Origin of the sequence: Streptomyces sp. PR69 (assembly GCF_026420845.1) — a bacterium.
Taxonomy (GTDB): domain Bacteria; phylum Actinomycetota; class Actinomycetes; order Streptomycetales; family Streptomycetaceae; genus Streptomyces.
Genome location: NZ_JAOWCB010000022.1, coordinates 49,203 through 70,377, shown reverse-complemented (window position 1 = coordinate 70,377; position 21,175 = coordinate 49,203). Strand labels below are relative to the sequence as shown.

Annotated in this window: 17 protein-coding genes; 13 read left to right on the top strand and 4 right to left on the bottom strand. The window is 72.1% G+C overall.

Annotated features, from left to right (window positions below):
- Positions 1 to 27: 27 nt before the first annotated feature.
- Entirely contained in the window at positions 28 to 255 is a 228-nt protein-coding gene (locus OF819_RS20605; RefSeq protein WP_416370585.1) for a hypothetical protein, read from the bottom strand.
- A gap of 72 nt (positions 256 to 327) precedes the next feature.
- On the opposite strand from OF819_RS20605, the gene holA reads away from it, so the two are divergent.
- Positions 328 to 1,317, top strand: coding sequence for a DNA polymerase III subunit delta (gene holA, locus OF819_RS20600; protein WP_267245080.1), 990 nt, complete (start codon positions 328 to 330; stop codon positions 1,315 to 1,317).
- Positions 1,318 to 1,805: 488 nt separating this feature from the next.
- Here the strand turns inward: holA and rpsT are convergent, their stop codons facing one another.
- Complete coding sequence (gene rpsT / locus OF819_RS20595) at positions 1,806 to 2,072, bottom strand: 30S ribosomal protein S20 (RefSeq protein ID WP_267245079.1); 267 nt, start codon at positions 2,070 to 2,072, stop codon at positions 1,806 to 1,808.
- A gap of 216 nt (positions 2,073 to 2,288) precedes the next feature.
- On the opposite strand from rpsT, the gene lepA reads away from it, so the two are divergent.
- The 3 genes from lepA to hemW all read left to right on the top strand — a co-directional run bounded on the left by lepA (position 2,289) and on the right by hemW (position 7,635).
- Positions 2,289 to 4,154, top strand: a complete 1,866-nt coding sequence (gene lepA, locus OF819_RS20590) for a translation elongation factor 4 (protein ID WP_267245078.1) — start codon at positions 2,289 to 2,291, stop codon at positions 4,152 to 4,154.
- A 288-nt stretch (positions 4,155 to 4,442) separates the two neighbouring features.
- Positions 4,443 to 6,332: an AMP-dependent synthetase/ligase gene (locus OF819_RS20585; RefSeq protein WP_267245077.1), complete on the top strand. Its 1,890-nt coding sequence runs from the start codon at positions 4,443 to 4,445 to the stop codon at positions 6,330 to 6,332.
- Between the two features lie 70 nt (positions 6,333 to 6,402).
- Positions 6,403 to 7,635 (top strand): radical SAM family heme chaperone HemW, encoded by a 1,233-nt coding sequence (gene hemW, locus OF819_RS20580; protein ID WP_267245076.1) that lies wholly within the window; start codon positions 6,403 to 6,405, stop codon positions 7,633 to 7,635.
- A 164-nt stretch (positions 7,636 to 7,799) separates the two neighbouring features.
- On the opposite strand, the gene OF819_RS20575 is transcribed toward hemW, so the two are convergent.
- Positions 7,800 to 8,606, bottom strand: coding sequence for a DUF3097 domain-containing protein (locus OF819_RS20575; RefSeq protein WP_267245075.1), 807 nt, complete (start codon positions 8,604 to 8,606; stop codon positions 7,800 to 7,802).
- A 95-nt stretch (positions 8,607 to 8,701) separates the two neighbouring features.
- On the bottom strand, positions 8,702 to 9,424 hold the full coding sequence (locus OF819_RS20570) for an MBL fold metallo-hydrolase (protein ID WP_267245074.1): 723 nt from the start codon (positions 9,422 to 9,424) through the stop codon (positions 8,702 to 8,704).
- A gap of 199 nt (positions 9,425 to 9,623) precedes the next feature.
- Between OF819_RS20570 and hrcA the strand changes: the two genes are divergently transcribed.
- The 9 genes from hrcA to OF819_RS20525 all read left to right on the top strand — a co-directional run bounded on the left by hrcA (position 9,624) and on the right by OF819_RS20525 (position 21,138).
- Positions 9,624 to 10,640 (top strand): heat-inducible transcriptional repressor HrcA, encoded by a 1,017-nt coding sequence (hrcA, locus tag OF819_RS20565; RefSeq protein WP_267245073.1) that lies wholly within the window; start codon positions 9,624 to 9,626, stop codon positions 10,638 to 10,640.
- Positions 10,641 to 11,783 carry a molecular chaperone DnaJ gene (gene dnaJ, locus OF819_RS20560; RefSeq protein ID WP_267245072.1) on the top strand — a complete coding sequence of 381 codons (1,143 nt, stop codon included), beginning with the start codon at positions 10,641 to 10,643 and terminating at the stop codon, positions 11,781 to 11,783.
- 244 nt (positions 11,784 to 12,027) lie between these two features.
- Entirely contained in the window at positions 12,028 to 13,149 is a 1,122-nt protein-coding gene (locus tag OF819_RS20555) for a nitronate monooxygenase (protein ID WP_267245071.1), read from the top strand.
- Positions 13,146 to 13,889 (top strand): 16S rRNA (uracil(1498)-N(3))-methyltransferase, encoded by a 744-nt coding sequence (locus tag OF819_RS20550; protein WP_267245070.1) that lies wholly within the window; start codon positions 13,146 to 13,148, stop codon positions 13,887 to 13,889. The genes OF819_RS20555 and OF819_RS20550 overlap by 4 nt, the downstream gene beginning before the upstream one ends.
- A gap of 107 nt (positions 13,890 to 13,996) precedes the next feature.
- Positions 13,997 to 14,635: a hypothetical protein gene (locus tag OF819_RS20545; RefSeq protein ID WP_267245069.1), complete on the top strand. Its 639-nt coding sequence runs from the start codon at positions 13,997 to 13,999 to the stop codon at positions 14,633 to 14,635.
- 32 nt (positions 14,636 to 14,667) lie between these two features.
- Positions 14,668 to 18,057 carry a S41 family peptidase gene (locus OF819_RS20540; protein WP_267245068.1) on the top strand — a complete coding sequence of 1,130 codons (3,390 nt, stop codon included), beginning with the start codon at positions 14,668 to 14,670 and terminating at the stop codon, positions 18,055 to 18,057.
- A 496-nt stretch (positions 18,058 to 18,553) separates the two neighbouring features.
- Entirely contained in the window at positions 18,554 to 18,913 is a 360-nt protein-coding gene (locus tag OF819_RS20535; protein WP_267245067.1) for a histidine triad nucleotide-binding protein, read from the top strand.
- Positions 18,914 to 18,923: 10 nt separating this feature from the next.
- Positions 18,924 to 19,829 carry a ribonuclease Z gene (locus tag OF819_RS20530; protein WP_267245066.1) on the top strand — a complete coding sequence of 302 codons (906 nt, stop codon included), beginning with the start codon at positions 18,924 to 18,926 and terminating at the stop codon, positions 19,827 to 19,829.
- 217 nt (positions 19,830 to 20,046) lie between these two features.
- Positions 20,047 to 21,138 (top strand): carbohydrate kinase family protein, encoded by a 1,092-nt coding sequence (locus OF819_RS20525; protein WP_267245103.1) that lies wholly within the window; start codon positions 20,047 to 20,049, stop codon positions 21,136 to 21,138.
- Positions 21,139 to 21,175: the final 37 nt, after the last annotated feature.

The following is a 21,175-nucleotide window of genomic DNA, read 5'->3' as shown; positions in this document are numbered from 1 at the left end:
GCCGACAGCCCGTGGGAGGCCGGAGGGTCAGGGGACTTCGAGCCAGCCGTCGAATTCGGCGGCGAAGCCGTCCAGCGCGGCGGGGGCCAGCCGGCCGTCCGGATCTTCCACGACGACCAGCCACTGGGCGTCTTCCGCATCGTCCTCGCCGGCCAGGGCGTCCCGTACGAGCTGGGGTTCCTCCGTCACCCCGAAGCGGTCGGCAAGCCCCTCGGCCACCTCTTCCGCCGAGTCGCGGTCCGGCAGCACCAGAATGTGTCGTTCACTCACCCGCCCATTCTCCGGCACGGGCAGGAGTGTCAGCGGGCCATGGGATGCTGGAGGGCAATGGCCAGCAGAAAGAATTCGACCGACGATCCGCTCGCCCCCGTCACGCTCGCGGTGGGCCAGGAGGACCTGCTTCTGGACCGGGCGGTGCGGCAGGTGGTGGCGGCGGCGCGAGCCGCCGACCCCGATACGGACGTCCGCGACCTCATCGCCGACCAGCTGCAGCCCGGCACGCTCGCCGAGCTGACCAGCCCGTCGCTGTTCGCCGAGCGCAAGGTCGTGATCGTGCGGAACGCGCAGGATCTGTCCGCCGACACGGTCAAAGACGTGAAGGCCTATCTCGCAGCGCCCGCGGAGGAGATCACGCTGGTGCTGCTGCACCCGGGGGGAGCCAAGGGCAAGGGCCTGCTGGACGCGGCCCGGAAGGCCGGAGCGCGTGAGGTCGCCTGCCCGAAGACGACGAAGCCCGCGGAGCGGCTGACGTTCGTCCGGTCGGAGTTCCGGGGGCTTGGCAGATCGGCGACGCCCGAGGCGTGCCAGGCGCTGGTCGACGCGATCGGAAGCGATCTGCGGGAGCTGGCGAGCGCGGTGGCGCAGCTCACGGCGGATGTGGACGGCACGATCGACGAAGCGGTCGTCGCCCGCTACTACACGGGCCGTGCCGAGGCGTCGAGCTTCACCGTGGCCGACCGTGCGGTGGAGGGGCGGGCGGCGGAGGCCCTGGAGGCGCTCCGCTGGTCGCTGTCCACCGGGGTCGCCCCAGTCCTGATCACCAGCGCGCTGGCGCAGGGCGTCCGGGCGATCGGCAAGCTGTCCTCCGCACGAGGCGGACGGCCCGCCGATCTCGCACGCGAGCTGGGCATGCCGCCGTGGAAGATCGACCGCGTAAGGCAGCAGATGCGCGGCTGGACCCCGGACGGCGTCGCGGCGGCGATGCGGGCGGTCGCGGAGGCGGACGAAGGGGTGAAGGGCGGTGGGGACGACCCGGAGTACGCGCTTGAGAAGGCGGTGGTGGCGGTGGCGCGGGCGGCGCGGGCTCGCCGTGGCTAGGCGGTGGCCGGGCGGGTTTCCCCTCCCCGCCCTTTCCCGTAACTGGGGCTCCGCCCCAGACCCCGTTTCCAGGGGCTCCGCCCCCTGACCCCCGCGCCTCAATCTCCCCCAGACTCCGTCCGGGGGTGCCCCCACGGGGCTTGATGGTGCAGCCCCCTGCGCCTCAATCGCCGGCGAGGCTGAACTTCCGGCCCCCGCGCCTCAAGCGCCGGACGGGCTCGCTTGGAGCCCCTCCGGCGCTTGAGGGCATGGCCTTCAGGCCGTAATGGGGGTCTGGGGGCTTGCCCCCAGTTACCGGAAAGAGCCGCATGGCGAAGGCCCCGGTACGCCTGCCCTGGGGAAAGGGCGAGGGCCGGGGCCTTCGTTTTCGGCTGGTGCGCCGCACCCGCGTGGCGAACGCAGGCCGCGTGCGGCGCGGAGAGTGTGGTGCCGGGGAAGGGGGCGGATGAGAGGGCCCGCCGGATCCCTACCGGCGATCAATCAAGAGCTCAGCCCTTGAGGGTGGCAACCTTGGCAGCCAGCGCCGACTTCTTGTTGGCGGCGTTGTTCTTGTGGAGGACACCCTTCGAGGCGGCCTTGTCGAGCTTCTTCGACGCCAGCGCGACGGCCGCGGTGGCCTTCTCGGCGTCGCCCGCCGCGATGGCCTCGCGGGCCTGGCGGACCGCGGTCTTGACCGAGGACTTGACGGCCTTGTTGCGCAGGCGCGCCTTCTCGTTGGTCTTGTTCCGCTTGATCTGGGACTTGATGTTCGCCACGAAAGAGCCTTTACAGGTTCGATGATCTCTTGTCCGTCCCACGCGAGAGGGTGCGCGAGACACAGCTGCCCAGGCTACCAGTCGCTCATCGAGCGGCCCAAACCGAGCACACTCCCGTGCGCGTGGGACCATAGAGCCTACGTATCGACTGAAGACGTAAGCCTCAGCCATCGACCGAGCCAGACGCGCCCGGCGTCTCGAGAATCAGGACCCTGCGTGCCCGCGACCCCCAGCAATGTGCCCGAGCCGAGCCGTACCGACCCGGCGCTGATCCGCAACTTCTGCATCATCGCGCACATCGACCACGGCAAGTCGACGCTTGCCGACCGGATGCTCCAGCTGACCGGAGTGGTCGAGCAGCGGCAGATGCGCGCCCAGTACCTCGACCGCATGGACATCGAGCGCGAGCGCGGCATCACGATCAAGTCCCAGGCCGTGCGGCTGCCCTGGGCCCCCACCGAGGGCCCCGACCAGGGAAAGCCCCATATCCTCAACATGATCGACACCCCGGGGCACGTCGACTTCACCTATGAGGTGTCGCGCTCCCTCGCCGCCTGCGAGGGCACGATCCTGCTCGTCGACGCCGCTCAGGGCATCGAGGCACAGACCCTCGCCAACCTCTATCTGGCGATGGAGAACGACCTCACGATCGTGCCGGTCCTCAACAAGATCGACCTGCCGGCCGCCCAGCCCGAGAAGTTCTCGGAAGAGCTGGCCAACCTGGTGGGCTGCGAGCCCGAGGACGTGCTGAAGGTGTCGGCCAAGACGGGCCTCGGCGTCGAGGCGCTGCTCGACCGCGTCGTCCGCGAGGTCCCCGCCCCGGTCGGCGTGAAGGACGCCCCGGCCCGCGCGATGATCTTCGACTCGGTCTATGACTCCTACCGGGGCGTCGTCACCTATGTCCGTGTGGTCGACGGACAGCTCAGCAAGCGCGAGCGCATCAGGATGATGTCCACGAACGCCACCCACGAGCTGCTGGAGATCGGGACCAACTCGCCCGAGATGCTCCCGGCCGACGGTCTCGGGGTCGGCGAGGTGGGCTATCTGATCACCGGTGTGAAGGACGTCCGCCAGTCCAAGGTCGGCGACACCATCACCCAGCAGACCAAGGGCGCCGAGGAGCCGCTGGGCGGCTACAAGGACCCCAAGCCGATGGTGTTCTCCGGCCTGTATCCGCTGGACGGCTCCGACTACCCGGAGCTGCGGGAAGCCCTCGACAAGCTGCAGCTCAACGACGCCGCGCTGGTCTACGAGCCGGAGACCTCCGCGGCCCTCGGCTTCGGCTTCCGCGTGGGCTTCCTGGGCCTGCTGCACCTGGACGTCATCCGCGAGCGCCTGGAGCGCGAGTTCGGCCTCGACCTGATCGCCACCGCGCCCAACGTGGTCTACCGCGTGGTGATGGAGGACGGGACGGAGTACACGGTCACCAACCCGAGTGAGTTCCCCGAGGGGAAGATCGCCGAGGTCCATGAGCCGGTCGTGCGGGCCACGATCCTCGCTCCCAGCGAGTTCATCGGCTCGATCATGGAGCTCTGCCAGGCCCGCCGCGGCACTCTGCTCGGCATGGACTACCTCTCCGAGGACCGGGTGGAGATCCGCTACACCCTTCCGCTCGCCGAGATCGTCTTCGACTTCTTCGACCAGCTGAAGTCCAAGACGCGCGGTTATGCCTCCCTCGACTACGAGCCGACCGGCGAGCAGAGCTCCAGCCTGGTCAAGGTGGACATCCTGCTGCACGGCGACAAGGTCGACGCGTTCTCCGCGATCACCCACAAGGATCAGGCGTACGCATACGGCGTACGGCTGGTCGCCAAGCTCAAGGAACTGATCCCCCGGCAGGCCTTCGAGGTGCCGGTCCAGGCGGCCATCGGCTCGCGCGTGATCGCCCGCGAGACCATCCGCGCCATCCGCAAGGACGTCCTCGCCAAGTGCTACGGCGGTGACATCTCCCGTAAGCGGAAGCTGCTGGAGAAGCAGAAGGAAGGCAAGAAGCGGATGAAGATGGTCGGCAGCGTGGAGGTCCCGCAGGAGGCTTTCATCGCCGTCCTCTCCAGCGACGAAGGCGCCAAGGGCAAGAAGTAGGGCAGACGCAGGACAAGACGCAGGACAAGAAGCAGGGCAGGAAGCGACAAGTGGGGCGGGAAGCTGCGGGAAACGGCTCGAAGCGCCGAAAAGAAGTGACGTGAGAGGATCCGCCCCGGTGCACGGCCGGGGCGGATGCTTTCTCGCGCCGTGTTCGCGCCGTGTTCGTTATGAAGCGGCAGCGTGCAGAGTCTTACGCGGCGGACGCGTCCGCTCTACTCTGATCACGGCTCGATGGTTACTCGCCAGTTAAAAAGGCCAGGAAGGCCAGGCTCGGAGGACGACGTCGTGAGCGAAAACCAGACTCTGATCGAGAACCGACCGCCCTCCGTGGCGATGCTCTTCACCGAGCGCGTCGCGGCCACGCCCGACGGCGAGGCCTATCGCTATCCGGTGCCCCCCGCTTCCGGTCAGGGCCCGGACGACTGGAAGTCGCTGAGCTGGCGGCAGGCCGCCGACCGCGTCGACGCCATCGCCGCCGGGCTGATCGACCTGGGGCTGCGCCCCGAGGAGCGGGTGGCCCTCGCCTCCTCCACCCGCGTCGAGTGGATCCTCGCGGACCTCGGCGTGATGTGCGCGGGCGGTGCGACCACGACCGTCTATCCGTCCACCAACGCCGAGGAGTCCGCCTACATCCTGGCCGACTCCGAGAGCCGGGTGCTGATCGCCGAGGACGCCGTACAGCTCGCCAAGGCGCGCGAGAAGCGAGCCGAGCTGCCGGGCCTCAGCCATGTCGTGGTCATCGACACCGAGGGGGTGGAGGCCGACCCGGCGGACCCCGAAGGCTGGCTGCTCTCGCTCGCCGAGCTGGAGGCGCGCGGCGCACAGCACCTGGAGAAGCACCCCGACGCGGTCAGGGATCGCATCAAGGCGATCACGGCCGATCAGCTTGCGACGCTGATCTATACCTCGGGCACCACGGGCCGCCCGAAGGGAGTCCGGCTGCCGCATGACAACTGGTCGTATATGGCCAAGGCCATCGCCGGCACCGGTCTGATCAACAAGGACGATGTGCAGTACCTGTGGCTGCCGCTCGCCCATGTCTTCGGCAAGGTGCTCACCTCCGGCCAGATCGAGGTCGGCCATGTCACGGCCGTCGACGGCCGGGTCGAGAAGATCATTGAGAATCTGCCGGTCGTACAGCCCACCTATATGGCCTCCGTCCCGCGGATCTTCGAAAAGGTCTACAACGGCGTCGCCGCCAAGGCGCGCGCGGGCGGCGGGGCCAAGTACAAGATCTTCCAGTGGGCGGCCGGCGTCGCCCGCGAGTACGCCAAGGCCGCGCAGGACAGCTACCGCCGCACCGGCAAGGCATCCGCCCCCTTCGGGCTGACCGTCAAGCACAAGATCGCCGACGCGCTCGTCTACAGCAAGCTCCGCGCGGCCTTCGGCGGCCGGCTGCGCGCCGCCGTCTCCGGCTCCGCCGCCCTCTCACCCGACATCGGCTACTTCTTCGCCGGCGCGGGCATCCACATCCTCGAGGGCTACGGCCTGACCGAGTCCAGCGCCGCCAGCTTCGTCAACCCCGGCGAGGCGTACCGCACCGGCACCGTCGGCAAGCCGCTGCCCGGCTGCGAGGTGCGCATCGCGGACGACGGCGAGATCCTGCTCCGCGGCCCCGGAATCATGGAGGGCTACCACGGGCTGCCCGACAAGACCGCCGAGGTCCTGGAGCCCGACGGCTGGCTGCACACCGGCGACATCGGAGAGCTGTCCGCCGACGGCTATCTGCGGATCACCGACCGCAAGAAGGACCTGATCAAGACGTCCGGCGGCAAGTACGTGGCGCCCGCCGAGATCGAGGGCCAGTTCAAGGCGGTCTGCCCGTTCGTCTCCAACATCCTGGTGCACGGCGCGGACCGGAACTACTGCACCGCCCTGATCGCCCTCGATGAGCCGACCATCCTTGGCTGGGCCGAGGAGCACGGCCTCGGCGGCAAGCCATACGCCGAGGTGGTGGCCTCCAAGGAGGTCGAGCAGCTCATCGACGGCTATGTGCAGCGCCTCAACGAAGGCCTCCAGCGCTGGCAGACGATCAAGAAGTTCCGGCTGCTGCCGCGCGACCTCGACATCGAGCACGGCGAGCTGACGCCCAGCCTCAAGCTCAAGCGCCCGGTCGTCGAGCGCGAGTACAAGGACCTCATCGAGGAGATGTACGACGGCGCCCGCGAGGCGTGAGCGCACGGCATACGCGTACAGCACACGGCGCCCGGCAGGGGTTCGCCGCCGGTGACGGACAATGGAGGGCATGCCTTCCGTACTGCCCGACGGCGAGCCCGTGCCTCAGGACGGCGCCCTGCCCGCGTCCGCGCTCGACGCGTCCGCGGACCGTCCGCTCGCCTTCTATCTGCATGTGCCGTACTGCGCCACCCGCTGCGGCTACTGCGACTTCAACACCTACACCGCCACCGAGCTTCGCGGCAGCGGCGGCGTGCTCGCCTCCCGCGACAACTACGCCGCCACGCTCGCCGACGAGATCCGCCTCGCCCGCAAGGTCCTCGGCGACGACCCCCGGCCGGTGCGGACCGTCTTCGTCGGCGGCGGCACCCCGACGCTGCTGGCCGCAGGCGATCTGGTGGCGATGCTCACAGCGGTACGGGACGAGTTCGGGCTCGCCGACGACGCGGAGATCACCACGGAGGCCAACCCGGAGTCCGTGGACCCCGCCTATCTGGCCGCGCTGCGGGAAGGCGGCTTCAACCGGATCTCCTTCGGCATGCAGAGCGCCCGGCAGCATGTGCTGAAGGTCCTCGACCGCACGCACACCCCGGGGCGCCCGGAGGCATGCGTGGCCGAGGCCCGGGCCGCCGGCTTCGACCATGTGAACCTCGACCTGATCTACGGTACGCCGGGGGAGAGCGACGACGACTGGCGGGCCTCGCTCGACGCCGCCGTCGGCGCGGGCCCGGACCATGTGTCGGCATACGCCCTGATCGTCGAGGAGGGCACCCAGCTCGCCCGGCGCATCCGGCGCGGCGAGGTCCCGATGACCGACGACGACGTGCACGCGGACCGGTATCTGATCGCCGAGGAGACCCTCTCCGCGGCCGGTTTCGAGTGGTACGAGGTATCGAACTGGACCGCCTCCGAGGCGGGCCGCTGCCTGCACAACGAGCTCTACTGGCGCGGCGCGGACTGGTGGGGCGCGGGCCCTGGCGCGCACAGCCATGTCGGCGGCGTGCGGTGGTGGAATGTGAAGCACCCGGGTGCGTACGCGGCCGCCCTGGCGCAGGGACGCTCCCCGGGCGCGGGCCGCGAACTCCTGTCGGCGGAGGACCGCCGGGTGGAGCGGGTGCTGCTGGAGCTGAGGCTGCGGGAGGGAGTGCCGCTGGAGCTGCTGCGGGACGCCGGGCTGGCCGCCTCCCGCAAGGCGCTGGCGGACGGGCTCCTCGAACCCGGGCCGTACGAGGCGGGGCGGGCGGCGCTGACGCTGCGGGGGCGGCTGCTCGCGGACGCGGTGGTGCGGGACCTGGTGGACTGAGGGCACCAGAGCCCCCAGGGCCCAGGTGATCGGGGCGGGCGCACCCCGTGCGCGTACCCGGTCACGGGGCGTTGTGCCAACCCTCCCCCAGAGCTTCGCCCGGGGGCCCAGCCTGCGGAACGATCTCCCGCAACGGGGCCCTGTACCGGGCCCTATACGGGGCCTTATTCCGTCACGAAGTCGATGAGCCGCTCCACAGCGCCCAGCAGCGCCGGCTCCAGGTCCTTGTAGGAGCGGACGGAGCCCAGAACGCGCTGCCAGGCCGCCCCGGTGTTGGGAGGCCAGCCGAGCGCCCGGCAGACGCCGGTCTTCCAGTCCTCGCCGGGCGGGACCGCAGGCCAGGCGGCAATGCCCAGGGCGGCGGGCTTCACCGCCTGCCAGACGTCGACGTAAGGGTGGCCCACCACGAGGACGTCATCGCCCGTGACCCGGGCCGCGATCCGGGACTCCTTCGAACCCGGCACCAGATGGTCGACCAGGACGCCCAGCCGGGCGTCCGGCCCCGGCGCGAAGTCGGCGACGATCGCGGCAAGGTCGTCGACGCCCTCCAGGTACTCCACGACGACGCCCTCGATGCGCAGATCGTCGCCCCACACCTTCTCGACCAGCTCCGCGTCATGGCGGCCCTCCACATAGATGCGCCCCGCGCGGGCGACACGGGCCCGTGCGCCCGGCACCGCGAGGGAGCCGGAGGCGGTACGGGCGGGGCGCGACGGGGCCTGGGAGGAGGGGCGGACCAGGGTGACGACCTCGCCCTCCAGCAGGAAGCCACGCGGGGCGAGCGGAAAGACCCGGTGCTTGCCGAAGCGGTCCTCCAGGGTCACCGTCCCCGCCTCACAGCGGATCACCGCGCCGCAGAAGCCCGTCGAGACCTCCTCCACCACCAGATCCGCCTCCGCGGCCACCTCGGGCACGGCGGCGGATTTCTTCCAGGGGGCTGTCAGGTCAGCGCTGTAGTGTCGCGGTCGCATGGGGGGCCATTCTGCCGGGGGTCCGGGGGTTGTCCCCCGGGAGATGCAGCCAAGGGGGTGTCAGGTCCGGGCTGTAGCTGCGCATTTGGCCGACGTTACGACACCCCGAAGCGTCTCGCCAGCTCATCGCGCTGACGCCGTACGAACGCGGCGTCGACCACCGCCCCGTGCCCCGGCACATACACCGCGTCGTCCCCGCCCAGCGCCAGCAGCCGGTCCAGGGCGGCGGGCCAGCGCGAGGCGATGGCGTCCGGGCCCGCCTGGGGCTCGCCCGACTCCTCGACCAGATCGCCGCAGAACACCACCTCGGGGCTGCCCGGCGCCAGCAGCGCCAGATCGTGGCCGGTGTGGCCGGGCCCCACATTGGCCAGCAGCACCTGGCGGCCGCCGAGGTCCAGCGTCTGCTCGCCGAACACCCCGTGCTGGGGGATGACCATCAGATCGACGGACTCGCCCGCCTCGGCCGCGTCCAGCCCCTCCCGTACCGCGTCCGCGCGGATCGCGTCCCGCTCCCGCCGCATCAGGGCGTCGACGCCGACCGCCCCGTACACCTGGGCGCCGGAGAAGGCCGCCGTGCCCAGCACATGGTCGAAGTGCGGATGGCTCAGTGCGATATGCGTCACGCGGCGCCCGCCCGTCAGGGCCTCGGTCTGGGCCCGGATCGCGGCCCCCTCACGCAGCGTGGACCCCGTGTCGAACAGCAGAACGGCGTCCCTGCCGGCCACCAGACCCACGGTCGCGTCCCACACCGGAAGCCGTCGTCGGCCCACCCCGTCGGCCAGCCGCTCCCAGCCGAAGTCTTCCCAACTGACGTCCATACGGCGACGCTACTGGCAACGACCTGGGACGGCTCGCGGTAGCGTGGTCGGCCGCCCTTGCTCAGGGCGTACCCCACGGCCGTACACTGGCTCGGGGGAAGGCTGGCACTCGGACGCAGTGAGTGCCAGGCAAGAAGCCAGAAGGCGCCGAGCAGGCGCCAAGCAGGACCGAGAGAGACCACAGCTGGAGGTGTGCGCAGTGCTCAGCGAACGCAGACTCGAAGTGCTGCGCGCGATCGTCCAGGACTATGTCGGCACGGAGGAGCCCGTCGGCTCCAAGGCGCTCACCGAGCGTCACCGGCTCGGCGTCTCGCCCGCGACCGTCCGCAATGACATGGCGGTGCTGGAGGAGGAGGGCTTCATCGCCCAGCCGCACACCAGCGCCGGGCGGATCCCGACCGACAAGGGCTACCGGCTGTTCGTGGACAGGCTGGCGGGTGTGAAGCCGCTGTCCTCCCCGGAGCGCCGGGCGATTCAGAATTTCCTGGACGGGGCCGTCGACCTCGACGACATCGTCGGGCGCACGGTGCGGCTGCTGGCGCAGCTGACCCGGCAGGTCGCCGTCGTCCAGTACCCCTCGCTGACCCGCTCCACGGTCCGGCATGTGGAACTGCTCTCTCTCGCCCCCGCCCGGCTGATGCTCGTGCTGATCACGGACACCGGGCGGGTCGAACAGCGCATGGTCGACTGCCCCGCGCCGTTCGGCGAGACCTCGCTCGCGGATCTGCGGGCCCGGCTCAACGCCCGTGTCGTCGGCCGGCGCTTCACGGATGTGCCGCAGCTGGTGCAGGACCTTCCCGAGTCGTTCGAAGCGGAAGACCGGGCCACCGTCTCCACGGTGCTCGCGACCCTGCTGGAGACCCTGGTCGAGGAGACCGAGGAGCGGCTGATGATCGGCGGCACCGCCAATCTGACCCGCTTCGCGCATGATTTCCCGCTGACCATCCGGCCGGTGCTGGAGGCGCTTGAGGAGCAGGTCGTGCTCCTCAAGCTGTTCGGCGAGGCCAAGGACTCCGGTGTGACCGTGCGGATCGGACATGAGAATGAGCACGAGGGGCTCAGTTCCACGTCCGTCGTCGCGGTCGGCTACGGTTCGGGCGACGAGGCAGTCGCCAAACTCGGCGTGGTCGGACCGACCCGCATGGACTACCCCGGAACGATGGGAGCGGTACGCGCAGTGGCACGTTACGTCGGACAGATCCTGGCGGAGTCGTAAGTGGCCACGGACTACTACGCCGTACTCGGCGTGCGTCGCGATGCATCGCAGGACGAGATCAAGAAGGCCTTTCGCCGCCTCGCGCGCGAACTCCACCCGGATGTGAATCCGGACCCGAAGACGCAGGAGCGCTTCAAGGAGATCAATGCGGCGTACGAGGTGCTGTCGGACCCGCAGAAGAAGCAGGTCTACGACCTCGGCGGCGATCCGCTGTCCCAGGCGGGCGGCGGCGGTGGCGCGGGCGCCGGCTTCGGCGCGGGCGGGTTCGGGAACTTCTCGGACATCATGGACGCGTTCTTCGGCACGGCGTCGCAGCGCGGACCGCGCTCGCGGACCCGGCGCGGCCAGGACGCGATGATCCGCCTGGAGGTCGAGCTCACCGAGGCCGCCTTCGGCACCACCAAGGACATCCAGGTCGACACCGCCGTCGTCTGCACGACGTGCAGCGGCGAGGGCGCGGCCCCCGGCACATCCGCGCAGACGTGCGACATGTGCCGCGGCCGTGGCGAGGTCTCGCAGGTCACCCGGTCCTTCCTGGGCCAGGTCATGACCTCGCGGCCGTGCCCCCAGTGCCAGGGCTTCGGCACCGTCGTGCCGACGCCGTGCCCGGAGTGCGCGGGCGACGGGCGGGTGCGCTCCCGGCGGACGCTCACCGTCAAGATCCCGGCCGGGGTCGACAACGGCACGCGCATCCAGCTCGCGGGCGAGGGCGAGGTCGGCCCCGGCGGCGGGCCCGCGGGTGATCTCTACGTAGAGATCCATGAGCTGTCGCACCCCGTCTTCCAGCGGCGCGGCGACGATCTGCACTGCACGGTGACCATCCCGATGACGGCGGCGGCGCTGGGCACGAAGTGCCCGCTGGAGACGCTGGACGGGATGGAGGAGGTCGACATCCGCCCCGGCACCCAGTCCGGCCAGTCCATCCCGCTGCACGGCCGCGGCGTCACCCACCTGCGCGGCGGCGGCCGTGGCGATCTCATCGTGCATGTGGAGGTGCAGACCCCGTCCAAGCTGGACCCGGAGCAGGAGCGGCTGCTGCGGGAGCTGGCGAAGCTGCGGGGCGAGGAGCGGCCGATGGGGCAGTTCCAGCCGGGGCAGCAGGGGCTGTTCTCCCGCCTGAAGGACGCGTTCAACGGGCGTTAGCCTTTGGCTGTGTCCTCAAGCTCCCCCAACCGGCTGGATTTTCCAGCCGGTCCGGCGCTTGAGGACAAAATCAGCCTCGCCTGGGGGCACCCCTGGGGGCACCTCCGTGGGGGTACCCCCGGACGGAGTCTGGGGGAGGTAGCTGGGGGAGTTTGAGGCGCGGGGGTCCGGGGGCTTAAGCCCCCGGAAGACGGGGTCTGGGGCGGAGCCCCAGCACAGAGCGGGACGTGGCACGATGCTGGGCATGTCGTCCACCGCACTGACCACCCTCTGCCGGCTCCCGATCGTGCAGGCCCCCATGGCCGGCGGCGCATCGTGTCCCCGGCTCGCCGCCGCCGTGGCCGAGGCAGGCGGGCTGGGGTTCCTCGCGGCCGGGTACAAGACGGCGGACGGCATGTACCAAGAGGTGAAACAGCTCCGCGCGCTCACCGGCCACCCCTTCGGGGTGAATCTCTTCATGCCGCAGCCCGCGACCGCCGACACCGCCGCCGTGGACGTCTACCGGCAGCAGCTCGCCGGGGAGTCCGCCTGGTACGAGACAGAGCTGGGCGACCCCGACAGCGGCACGGACGACGGGTACGAGGCCAAGCTGGCCGTTCTCCTCGACGATCCGGTCGCCGTGGTGTCGTTCACCTTCGGCTGCCCCACTCCCACGGTGTTTGAGGCGTTCGCGAAGGTCGGCACGCTCACCGTCGTCACCGTGACCACCCCGGAGGAGGCGCTGGCCGCCGAGGAGGCGGGGGCGGCCGCCGTGTGCGTGCAGGGCATCGAGGCGGGCGGGCACCAGGGCACGCACCGGGACGACCCGGACGCCGACGGATCGGGCCTCGGGCTCCTCTCGCTGATCGCGCTGGTCCGCGAGACCGTACGGCTGCCGATCGTCGCCGCCGGCGGGCTGATGCGCGGCGGCCAGATCGCCGCGGCCCTCGCCGCGGGCGCGAGCGCCGCGCAGCTGGGCACCGCGTTTCTCGTCTGCCCTGAGTCCGGGGCGCACGCGCTGCACAAGCAGGCCATGACCGATCCGCTGTTCGTCCGCACCGAGCTGACCCGGGCGTTCTCCGGACGGCCGGCCCGGGGCCTGGTGAACCGCTTTATGCGGGAGCACGGCCCGTACGCCCCCGCCGCCTATCCGCAGATCCACCATCTGACCAGTGGCCTGCGCAAGGCCGCCGCCAAGGCGGGCGACCCTCAGGGCATGGCCCTGTGGGCCGGACAGGGGCACCGGCTGGCCCGTGCCCTGCCCGCGGGAGAGCTTGTCGCCGTGCTGGCCGCCGAGGCGGAGGCGGCCAGGGCCGGCCTTGAGCCCGGCGCCGCAGACAGCGTGAGCGCCGGGAGCGCTGGGAGTGCTGGGAGCGTGACGCGATGACCGCGCCCGTCTTCGTCGTCGAATCCCTCGCCGGGGTGGGACCGGGCTCGGTTCTGACCCTCGACGGACCCGAGGGACGCCACGCCGTGTCCGTCAAGCGGCTCCAGCCGGGCGAGGATGTCGTGCTCACGGACGGCAGGGGCCATGGCGCGGCCGGGAGGGTCCTGCGGACCGAGGGCAAGGACCGGCTGATCGTGGAGCCCGTCGAGTTCCCCGAGGAGCCCGAGCCCGCGCCCCGTATCACCGTCGTCCAGGCCCTCCCCAAAGGCGACCGCGGCGAACTCGCCGTCGAGACCATGACGGAGACAGGCGTGGACGCGATCGTGCCCTGGTCGGCGGCCCGCTGCATCACCCAGTGGAAGGGCGACCGCGGCGCCAAGTCCCTGGCCAAGTGGCGCACCACCGCGCGTGAGGCGGGCAAGCAGTCGCGCAGGCTCCGCTTCCCCGAGGTCGCGGACGCCGCGAGCAGCAAGCAGGTCGCGGCGCTGCTCGCCGCCGCGGACTTCGCGGCCGTCCTCCACGAGGAGGGCGCACAGCCCCTGGCCGCCGCCGAACTGCCCGCCGAGGGCTCGATCGTGCTGGTCGTCGGACCCGAAGGAGGCGTTTCCCCCGAGGAGTTGGCCCTCTTCGCGGAAGCGGGGGCGAAGCCGTACCGCCTGGGCCGCACCGTCCTGCGCACCTCGACGGCGGGAACGGCCGCCACGGCGCTGCTGCTCGGCCGTACGGGCCGCTGGTCCTGACCCGCGCCCGCCGGCTGCCTGGCTCGCGCCCCCGCGCCCCCGCGCCACTCCGGACACGGCGCGAAGGCTGCTTTCCCCGCACTCCGGCACCTGGCACCCTGCCGTGCATGGGGTCCTCGACAGGACGACGCGTCGCGATCGGCGTCGCCGCGGCGGTGGCCGGGATCGCCGCGACGGGGTGCGAGCCGGCCTCCTCCGGCGGGCTGAGCGCCGTCGCCGCGGCCGTCACCACCGACAAGACCGCGACCAGCACCCTGGAGCGACTGCGCTTCGACGTGCGCTGGCTGAGCTGCACGGGAAAGGCGCGTCCAGGCATCATCGGCAGCGCCGCCCCCTCGGCTTCGCCTCCCGTGCCGGTGACCGTCGACTGCCGCGGCGAGACTGGTTCCGGGCAGCGGATCACGATCACCGGAAAGGTGACCCGGGAGATCGAAGGGCGGTGCGTCCATGGCGATCTGATGGCCAAGGTGGACCGCAAGACCGTCTTCGAGGCCACCATGCTCGGCGACTGCGGCGCACAGCCGACGGCCACGGCCACGGCGACGGTGACCCCGCCACCGCCGGACCCCCGGCCGACGCGGCCTCCGTCCACGGTCACCACGACCGTGACGCCAGCCCCGACCCCGACGCCCACACCCCCGCCGCCCCCGACCCCGGCCGTCACGGTCACCGTGACCGTCACCCCGGACACCGCCCCGACGCCCACCCTCGTCGGCGGTCTCCGGCCAAGTGATCCAAACGCCTGACCGCGTGGCCCTCCGATGCCTAGGGTGACCCTGTGACGCACCCTGGCTACCTCCGGTACCCGCATCTCCACGGCGAGTCGGCCGTCTTCACCGCGGAGGACGACGTCTGGGCGGCACCGCTCGACGGCGGCCGCGCATGGCGCGTGAGCGCGGACAACATGCCCGTAAACCATCCCAGGATCTCGCCCGACGGCAGACACGTCGCCTGGACGTCCTACCGCGACGGCGCCCCCGAGGTGCATGTCGCCCCGCTCGACGGCGGCCCCTCCACCCGGCTGACGTACTGGGGCAGTTGGAAGACCTCCGTCCGCGGCTGGACCCCCGACGGCCGCGTCCTCGCCGTCACCACCCATGGGCAGGCGTCCCTGCGCCGCAGCCGGGCACGGGCGGTGCCGCTGGACGGCGGGCCCGCGGAGGAGCTGCCGTACGGGCCTGTCGGCGATGTGGCGTACGGGCCGCGGACGTTGCTGCTGTCGGTCACGATGGGCCGGGAGGCGGCCTACTGGAAGCGGTACCGGGGCGGCACGGCCGGCAAACTCTGGCTGCAGGAACCGCCCGACGCCGACGCCGATGCCGACGCCGCTGCCGACGGTGGCCGCGAAGTGACGTACGCGCGCGTGCACGAGCGGCTCGACGGCAATATCGAGTACCCCCTCTGGGTCGGCGACCGCATAGCCTTCCTCTCCGACCACGAAGGCGTCGGAGCGGTGTACTCCTCCCTGCCCGACGGCTCGCGGCTGCGCCGCCACACCCCACTCGGCGGCCACTACGCCCGCCACGCCGCCACGGACGGCCGCCGCGTCGTGTACTGCGCGGCCGGTGAACTCTGGCTGCTCGACAGCCTCGACAGCCCCGACAGCCCCGACGGCCCCGACGGCCCCGACAGCCTCGACAACCTCGGCGCCGCGCCCTCCCGGATCCCCGTACGGCTCGGCGGTCAGCGCATCGATCTGCGCCCCCGGCCCATCCGGGCGGAGCACCACCTCGGCGCGGCCTCCCCCGACCACACCGGCCGGGGCAGCGCGGTGGAGATCCGCGGCGCCATCCACTGGGTCACCCACCGCGAAGGCCCGGCGCGGGCCCTCGCCGTCCGGCCCGGAGTACGGGGCAGGCTGCCGCGCACCTTCCGCGCGGGCGGCGACGAACACGTCGTCTGGGTGACCGACGCCGAAGGGGAGGACGCCCTCGAATTCGCCCCCGCGACCGGAGTCGCCCCCGGCGCGACGCCGCGCAGGCTCGCGGCGGGCCGCCTCGGCCGTGTGCTGAGCCTGGCGATGTCGCCCGACGGCCGCCATGCCGCCGTCGCCTCCCACGACGGGCGCGTGCTGCTCGTGGAGCGGGAGACGGGCGAGGTGCGCGAAGTCGACCGCAGCGAGCACGGGGAGGCGAACGGACTGGCGTTCTCGCCGGACTCCGCCTGGCTGGCCTGGTCGCACCCCGGCCCCTCCCCGCTGCGCCAGATCCGACTCGCCAACACCGCGGATCTGGGCGTCTGCGAGGCGACGCCGCTGCGCTTCGCCGACTTCCAGCCGGCCTTCACCCTCGACGGCAAGCACCTCGCCTTCCTGTCGGAACGGGCCTTCGACCCCGTCTATGACACACATGTCTTCGACCTCGCCTTCGTCGGCGGCTGCCGCCCGCACCTGATCACGCTGGCGGCGGCCACGCCCTCGCCGTTCGGGCCGCAGCGGCACGGCCGCGCCTTCGACGGCGACACCCCCGAGAAGGCGGCTCAGGCCGACGCCCCGGCCGATGGGGCGGACGACGGCGGAGCCCGCGGCGGCCCCGGCGCCGACCCTGGCACCGGCACCGGCGGCGAGAACGGCGGCGGCGTCACGTCCGCGCCCGCCACCCGCGTCGACTTCGACGGACTCGCCGACCGCATCGTGCCGTTCCCCGTCGAAGCCGCCCGCTACTCGACGCTGCGCGCCGCCAAGGACGGGCTGCTGTGGCTCCGCCACCCGCTGCGCGGCGTCCTCGGCGCGACGCGCGCCACCCCCGACGACCCCGGGCCGAACACCGTGCTGGAGCGGTACGACCTCGTCCGGCAGGACGTCGAGGAACTGGCCTCCGACGCCTCCCACTTCAGCGTCAGCGGCGACGGCAAGCGGGTGCTCCTGCACACCGACGGCAAGCTCAAGGTCGTCCCCAGCGACCGCAGGGCCGCACGCGACGAGGACGGCGACACGCATATCACCGTCGATCTGACCCGGGTGCGCAGCACGCTCGACCCGGCCGCCGAGTGGCGGCAGATGTACGACGAGGCCGGACGGCTGATGCGGGACAACTTCTGGCGCGCCGACCTGGGCGGAGTCGACTGGGACGGCGTACTGGACCGCTACCGGCCCCTGCTCGGACGCATCGCCACCCACGACGACCTGATCGACGTCCTGTGGGAGGTGCAGGGCGAACTGGGCACCTCCCACGCGTATGTCACCCCGCGTGTGTGGGGCGGGGACCGAGCGGGCAGACAGGGGCTCCTCGGCGCGGACGTCTCCCGCGGGGAGGACGGGCTCTGGCGCGTCGACCGGGTCCTGCCCTCCGAGACGTCCGACCCGCACGCGCGCTCGCCGCTCGCCGCGCCGGGCGTCGCGGTGCGCGCGGGGGATGCGATCGTCGCGGTGGACGGCGTCCCGGTCGACCGCACCGCCGGGCCGGGGCCGCTGCTCGTCGGCTCCGCAGGCAAGCCGGTGGAGCTCACCGTCTCCCCGGCCGGCGGCGGCGAACTGCGGCACGCCGTCGTCGTGCCGCTCGCCGACGAGGAACCGCTGCGGTACCACGCCTGGGTGGCCGACCGGCGGGCCTATGTGCACGAGAAGTCCGCCGGCCGCCTCGGCTATCTGCACGTGCCGGACATGCAGGCCCCCGGGTGGGCGCAGATCCACCGCGACCTGCGGATCGAGGTGGCGCGGGAAGGGCTGATCGTCGACGTGCGGGAGAACCGCGGCGGCCACACCTCGCAGCTCGTCGTCGAGAAGCTCGCCCGCCGCGTCGTCGGCTGGGACGCGCCGCGCGGCATGCGGCCCTTCAGCTATCCACAGGACGCGCCGCGCGGGCCCGTCGTGGCCGTCGCGAACGAGTTCTCCGGCTCGGACGGCGACATCGTCAACGCGGCGATCAAGGCGCTTGGCATCGGGCCGGTCGTCGGCGTACGCACCTGGGGCGGCGTCATCGGCATCGACAGCCGCTACCGCCTGGTGGACGGCACGCTGGTCACCCAGCCCAAGTACGCCTTCTGGCTGGAGGGTTCCGGGTGGGGCGTGGAGAACCACGGCGTTGACCCGGACGTCGAGGTCGTCGCCGCCCCGCAGGACCATGTCGCGGGCCGCGACCCCCAGTTGGACGAGGCGGTCCGCATGGCCCTCGCGGCCCTCGCCGCCCACCCGGCCAAATCCCCACCGGAGCTCCCGCCCCTGCCGTAGCCCTCCGCCCCTGGGGGGGGAGGGACGCATACGGGGCTGCCGCCCCGCACCCCCGCCCAGCGGCAGCTTCGCGCCGCAGCTCTGCGGGGCCCTTCCGGGGGCTTGCAGACTGTGCCCCCGGCGGCCACGGCGGTCCATGGCCTGGGCCGCGGCGCGGCCGGAAGCGGCGCGGCGCGGCACGGAGCGCAGAAGCCTCGGCGGGGTGCCGGTGTGGACAAGGGTGTCCATGCGCTGGGCCGCGGAGCGCTGGAAGGGGCGCGGCGGTTGGTTCGTGGCGGCTTGGTGTCGCCTGGGCGTGGACAGGTGGCCACACCTTGGGCCGCGAGCGGCCGGCAGCAATGCGGCACGGAGCGCCGAAGGCTCGGCGCCGGCGGCCACGGCGGTCCACACGCCTGTCCATTCCCGGGGCCGCGGCCGGGGAACGGCGCGGCACGGAGCGCCGATCGGCCCCGATACGATGCAGGGGCCGAAGACCTACGCGAGGAGGATCCCCACCATGGCGGGAGAGCCGCAGGCGGACTGCCTGTTCTGCAAGATCGTCGCGGGGGAGGTGCCCGCCACCATCGTCAAGGACACCGAGACGACCGTCGCGTTCCGCGACATCAACCCGCAGGCCCCCACTCACATCCTCGTCATCCCCAAGGCGCACTACGCCGACGCCGCGTCCCTCGCCTCCGCCGCACCGCAGCTCGCCGCCGATGTGCTGCGTGAGGCCGGTGAGGTGGCCGCGGAGGAGAAGGTCGACGGAGTCGGCTACCGGATTGTCTTCAACACCGGCAGCGGCGCAGGCCAGACCGTGTTCCACGCGCACGCCCACCTCCTCGGCGGCCGCGGCCTCGAGTGGCCTCCTGGATAAGCGGCCCGCATTGTCCGTACGAGAACTGGTCGTCCTGGGCACCGCCAGCCAGGTGCCCACCCGCCACCGCAACCACAACGGCTATCTGCTCCGCTGGGACGGCGAAGGCATCCTCTTCGACCCCGGCGAGGGCACCCAGCGCCAGATGCTGCGGGCCGGGGTCGCCGCGCACGACATCAACCGGATCTGCGTCACGCACTTCCACGGCGACCACTCCCTCGGCCTCGCCGGCGTGATCCAGCGCATCAACCTCGACCGGGTCCCGCACGAGATCGCCGCCCACTACCCGGCGAGCGGACAGCGCTTCTTCGACCGGCTGCGGTACGCCACCGCCTACCGCGAGACCGTGCGGCTGAGCCAGGCTCCCGTCGCCGCCGACGGGGTGCTCGTCGCCACCGCCCCGTACACCCTTGAGGCGCGCAGGCTCTCCCACCCCGTCGAGTCGTACGGATACAAGCTGATCGAGCCCGACGGCCGCCGCATGCTCCCCGAGAGGCTCGCGGAGCACGGCATCGCGGGCCCGGATGTGGGACGGCTCCAGCGTGAAGGGGAGCTGCGGGGCGTCACCCTGGACGACGTCAGCGAGTTCCGCAGGGGCCAGCGGTTCGCCTTCGTGATGGACACCCGGCTGTGCGACGGCGTCCACGCCCTCGCGGAAGGCTGCGACATGCTCGTCATCGAGTCGACGTTCCTCGACGAGGACGGGCAACTGGCCGCGGAGCACGGCCATCTGACCGCCGGACAGGCCGCCATGGCCGCCCGCGACGCACGCGTGCGCCATCTTGTGCTCACCCACTTCTCGCAGCGCTACAGCGACCCCGAGGAGTTCGCCCGTCAGGCCCGCGCCGCCGGGTTCGACGGCGAGCTGACCGTCGCCAGGGATCTGACGCGCATCCCCGTGCCCAAGCGGGTCTGACGGCCCGCGACGGCCCGCGACGGCCCGCGGCGACCCGCCGTCGACGGTCCGTGCCCCTGCATCCGCTGCATCACAGGACCGCAGGGCCCCCGATCGGGCACACTGGCCTGATCTGCACCACTTTTCTGGAGCGCGTACGGTGACCACTCACCACGGAGAGCAGCCGGGAGACCGGGTGGACCCCAGGGGCCGGGCGGAGCTCGGGGGCCGGGAGCATCTGACGCCCGTGGGCCGCCCCGGCTGCCTGGACCCGCTGGCCGCCCTGCGGACGCCCGCCGACCCGGCCTGCGACGTCTACCTCACCGGCAACGTCTTCCTGGACATCATCTTCACCGGACTGGACAGCGCACCCGTGCGCGGCACCGAATCCTGGGCGCGCGGCATGGGCTCCAGCCCCGGCGGCGTCGCCAACATGGCCACGGCGCTCGCCCGCCTCGGCCTGCGCACCTCCCTGGCCGCGGCCTTCGGCGACGACCACTACGGCGAATACTGCTGGGACGCCCTGGAGCAGGGCGAGGGCATCGACCTCTCCCTCTCCCGCACCGTCCCCGGCTGGCACTCCCCGGTCACCGTCTCCATGGCGTACGAGGGAGAGCGCACGATGGTCTCCCACGGCCATGAGGCGCCGCCCCCCGAGCCCGCCCCCGACTGCCCGCCGCGCGCCCGCGCAGCGATCGCCTCGCTCGCCCCCGGGCGCGCCGAATGGATCTCCCAGGCCGCCCGCAAGGGGGCGAGGATCTTCGCCGACGTCGGCTGGGACGACACCGGCCGCTGGGACCCGGACGACCTCGCCGACCTCGAACACTGCGAGGCGTTCCTGCCCAACGCGGAGGAGGCGATGCGCTACACACGCACCGAGTGCCCCCTGGCCGCCGCGCACGCCCTGGCCGAACGGGTCCCCGTCGCCGTGGTCACACTCGGCGCCAAGGGCGCGTACGCGGTGGACGGAGCGACCGGCGAGAGCGCCCAGGTCCCCGCCATCGCGGTGGAGGCCCTGGACCCGACCGGCGCGGGCGACGTCTTCGTCGCCGGATTCGTCACCGGCACCCTCGCGGGCTGGCCGCTCGCCGACCGGCTCGCCTTCGCCGGGCTGACCGCCGCGCTGTCGGTCCAGGAGTTCGGCGGGTCACTCTCCGCACCCGGCTGGTCCGAGATCGCGGCCTGGTGGAGCCATGTCCAGGACGTCCCCGACCAGGACCCGGCCGCGCTGCGCCGCTACGCCTTCCTGCGGGCCCTGCTCCCGGCCCCCGCCCGGCCCTGGCCGCTGCGCCGGGCGGTCCCCACCATCGGCTTCCGCCGCTCGGCCTGACGTCCGGCCCCGGCCCCCGGCGTTCGGCGAAGGCCGC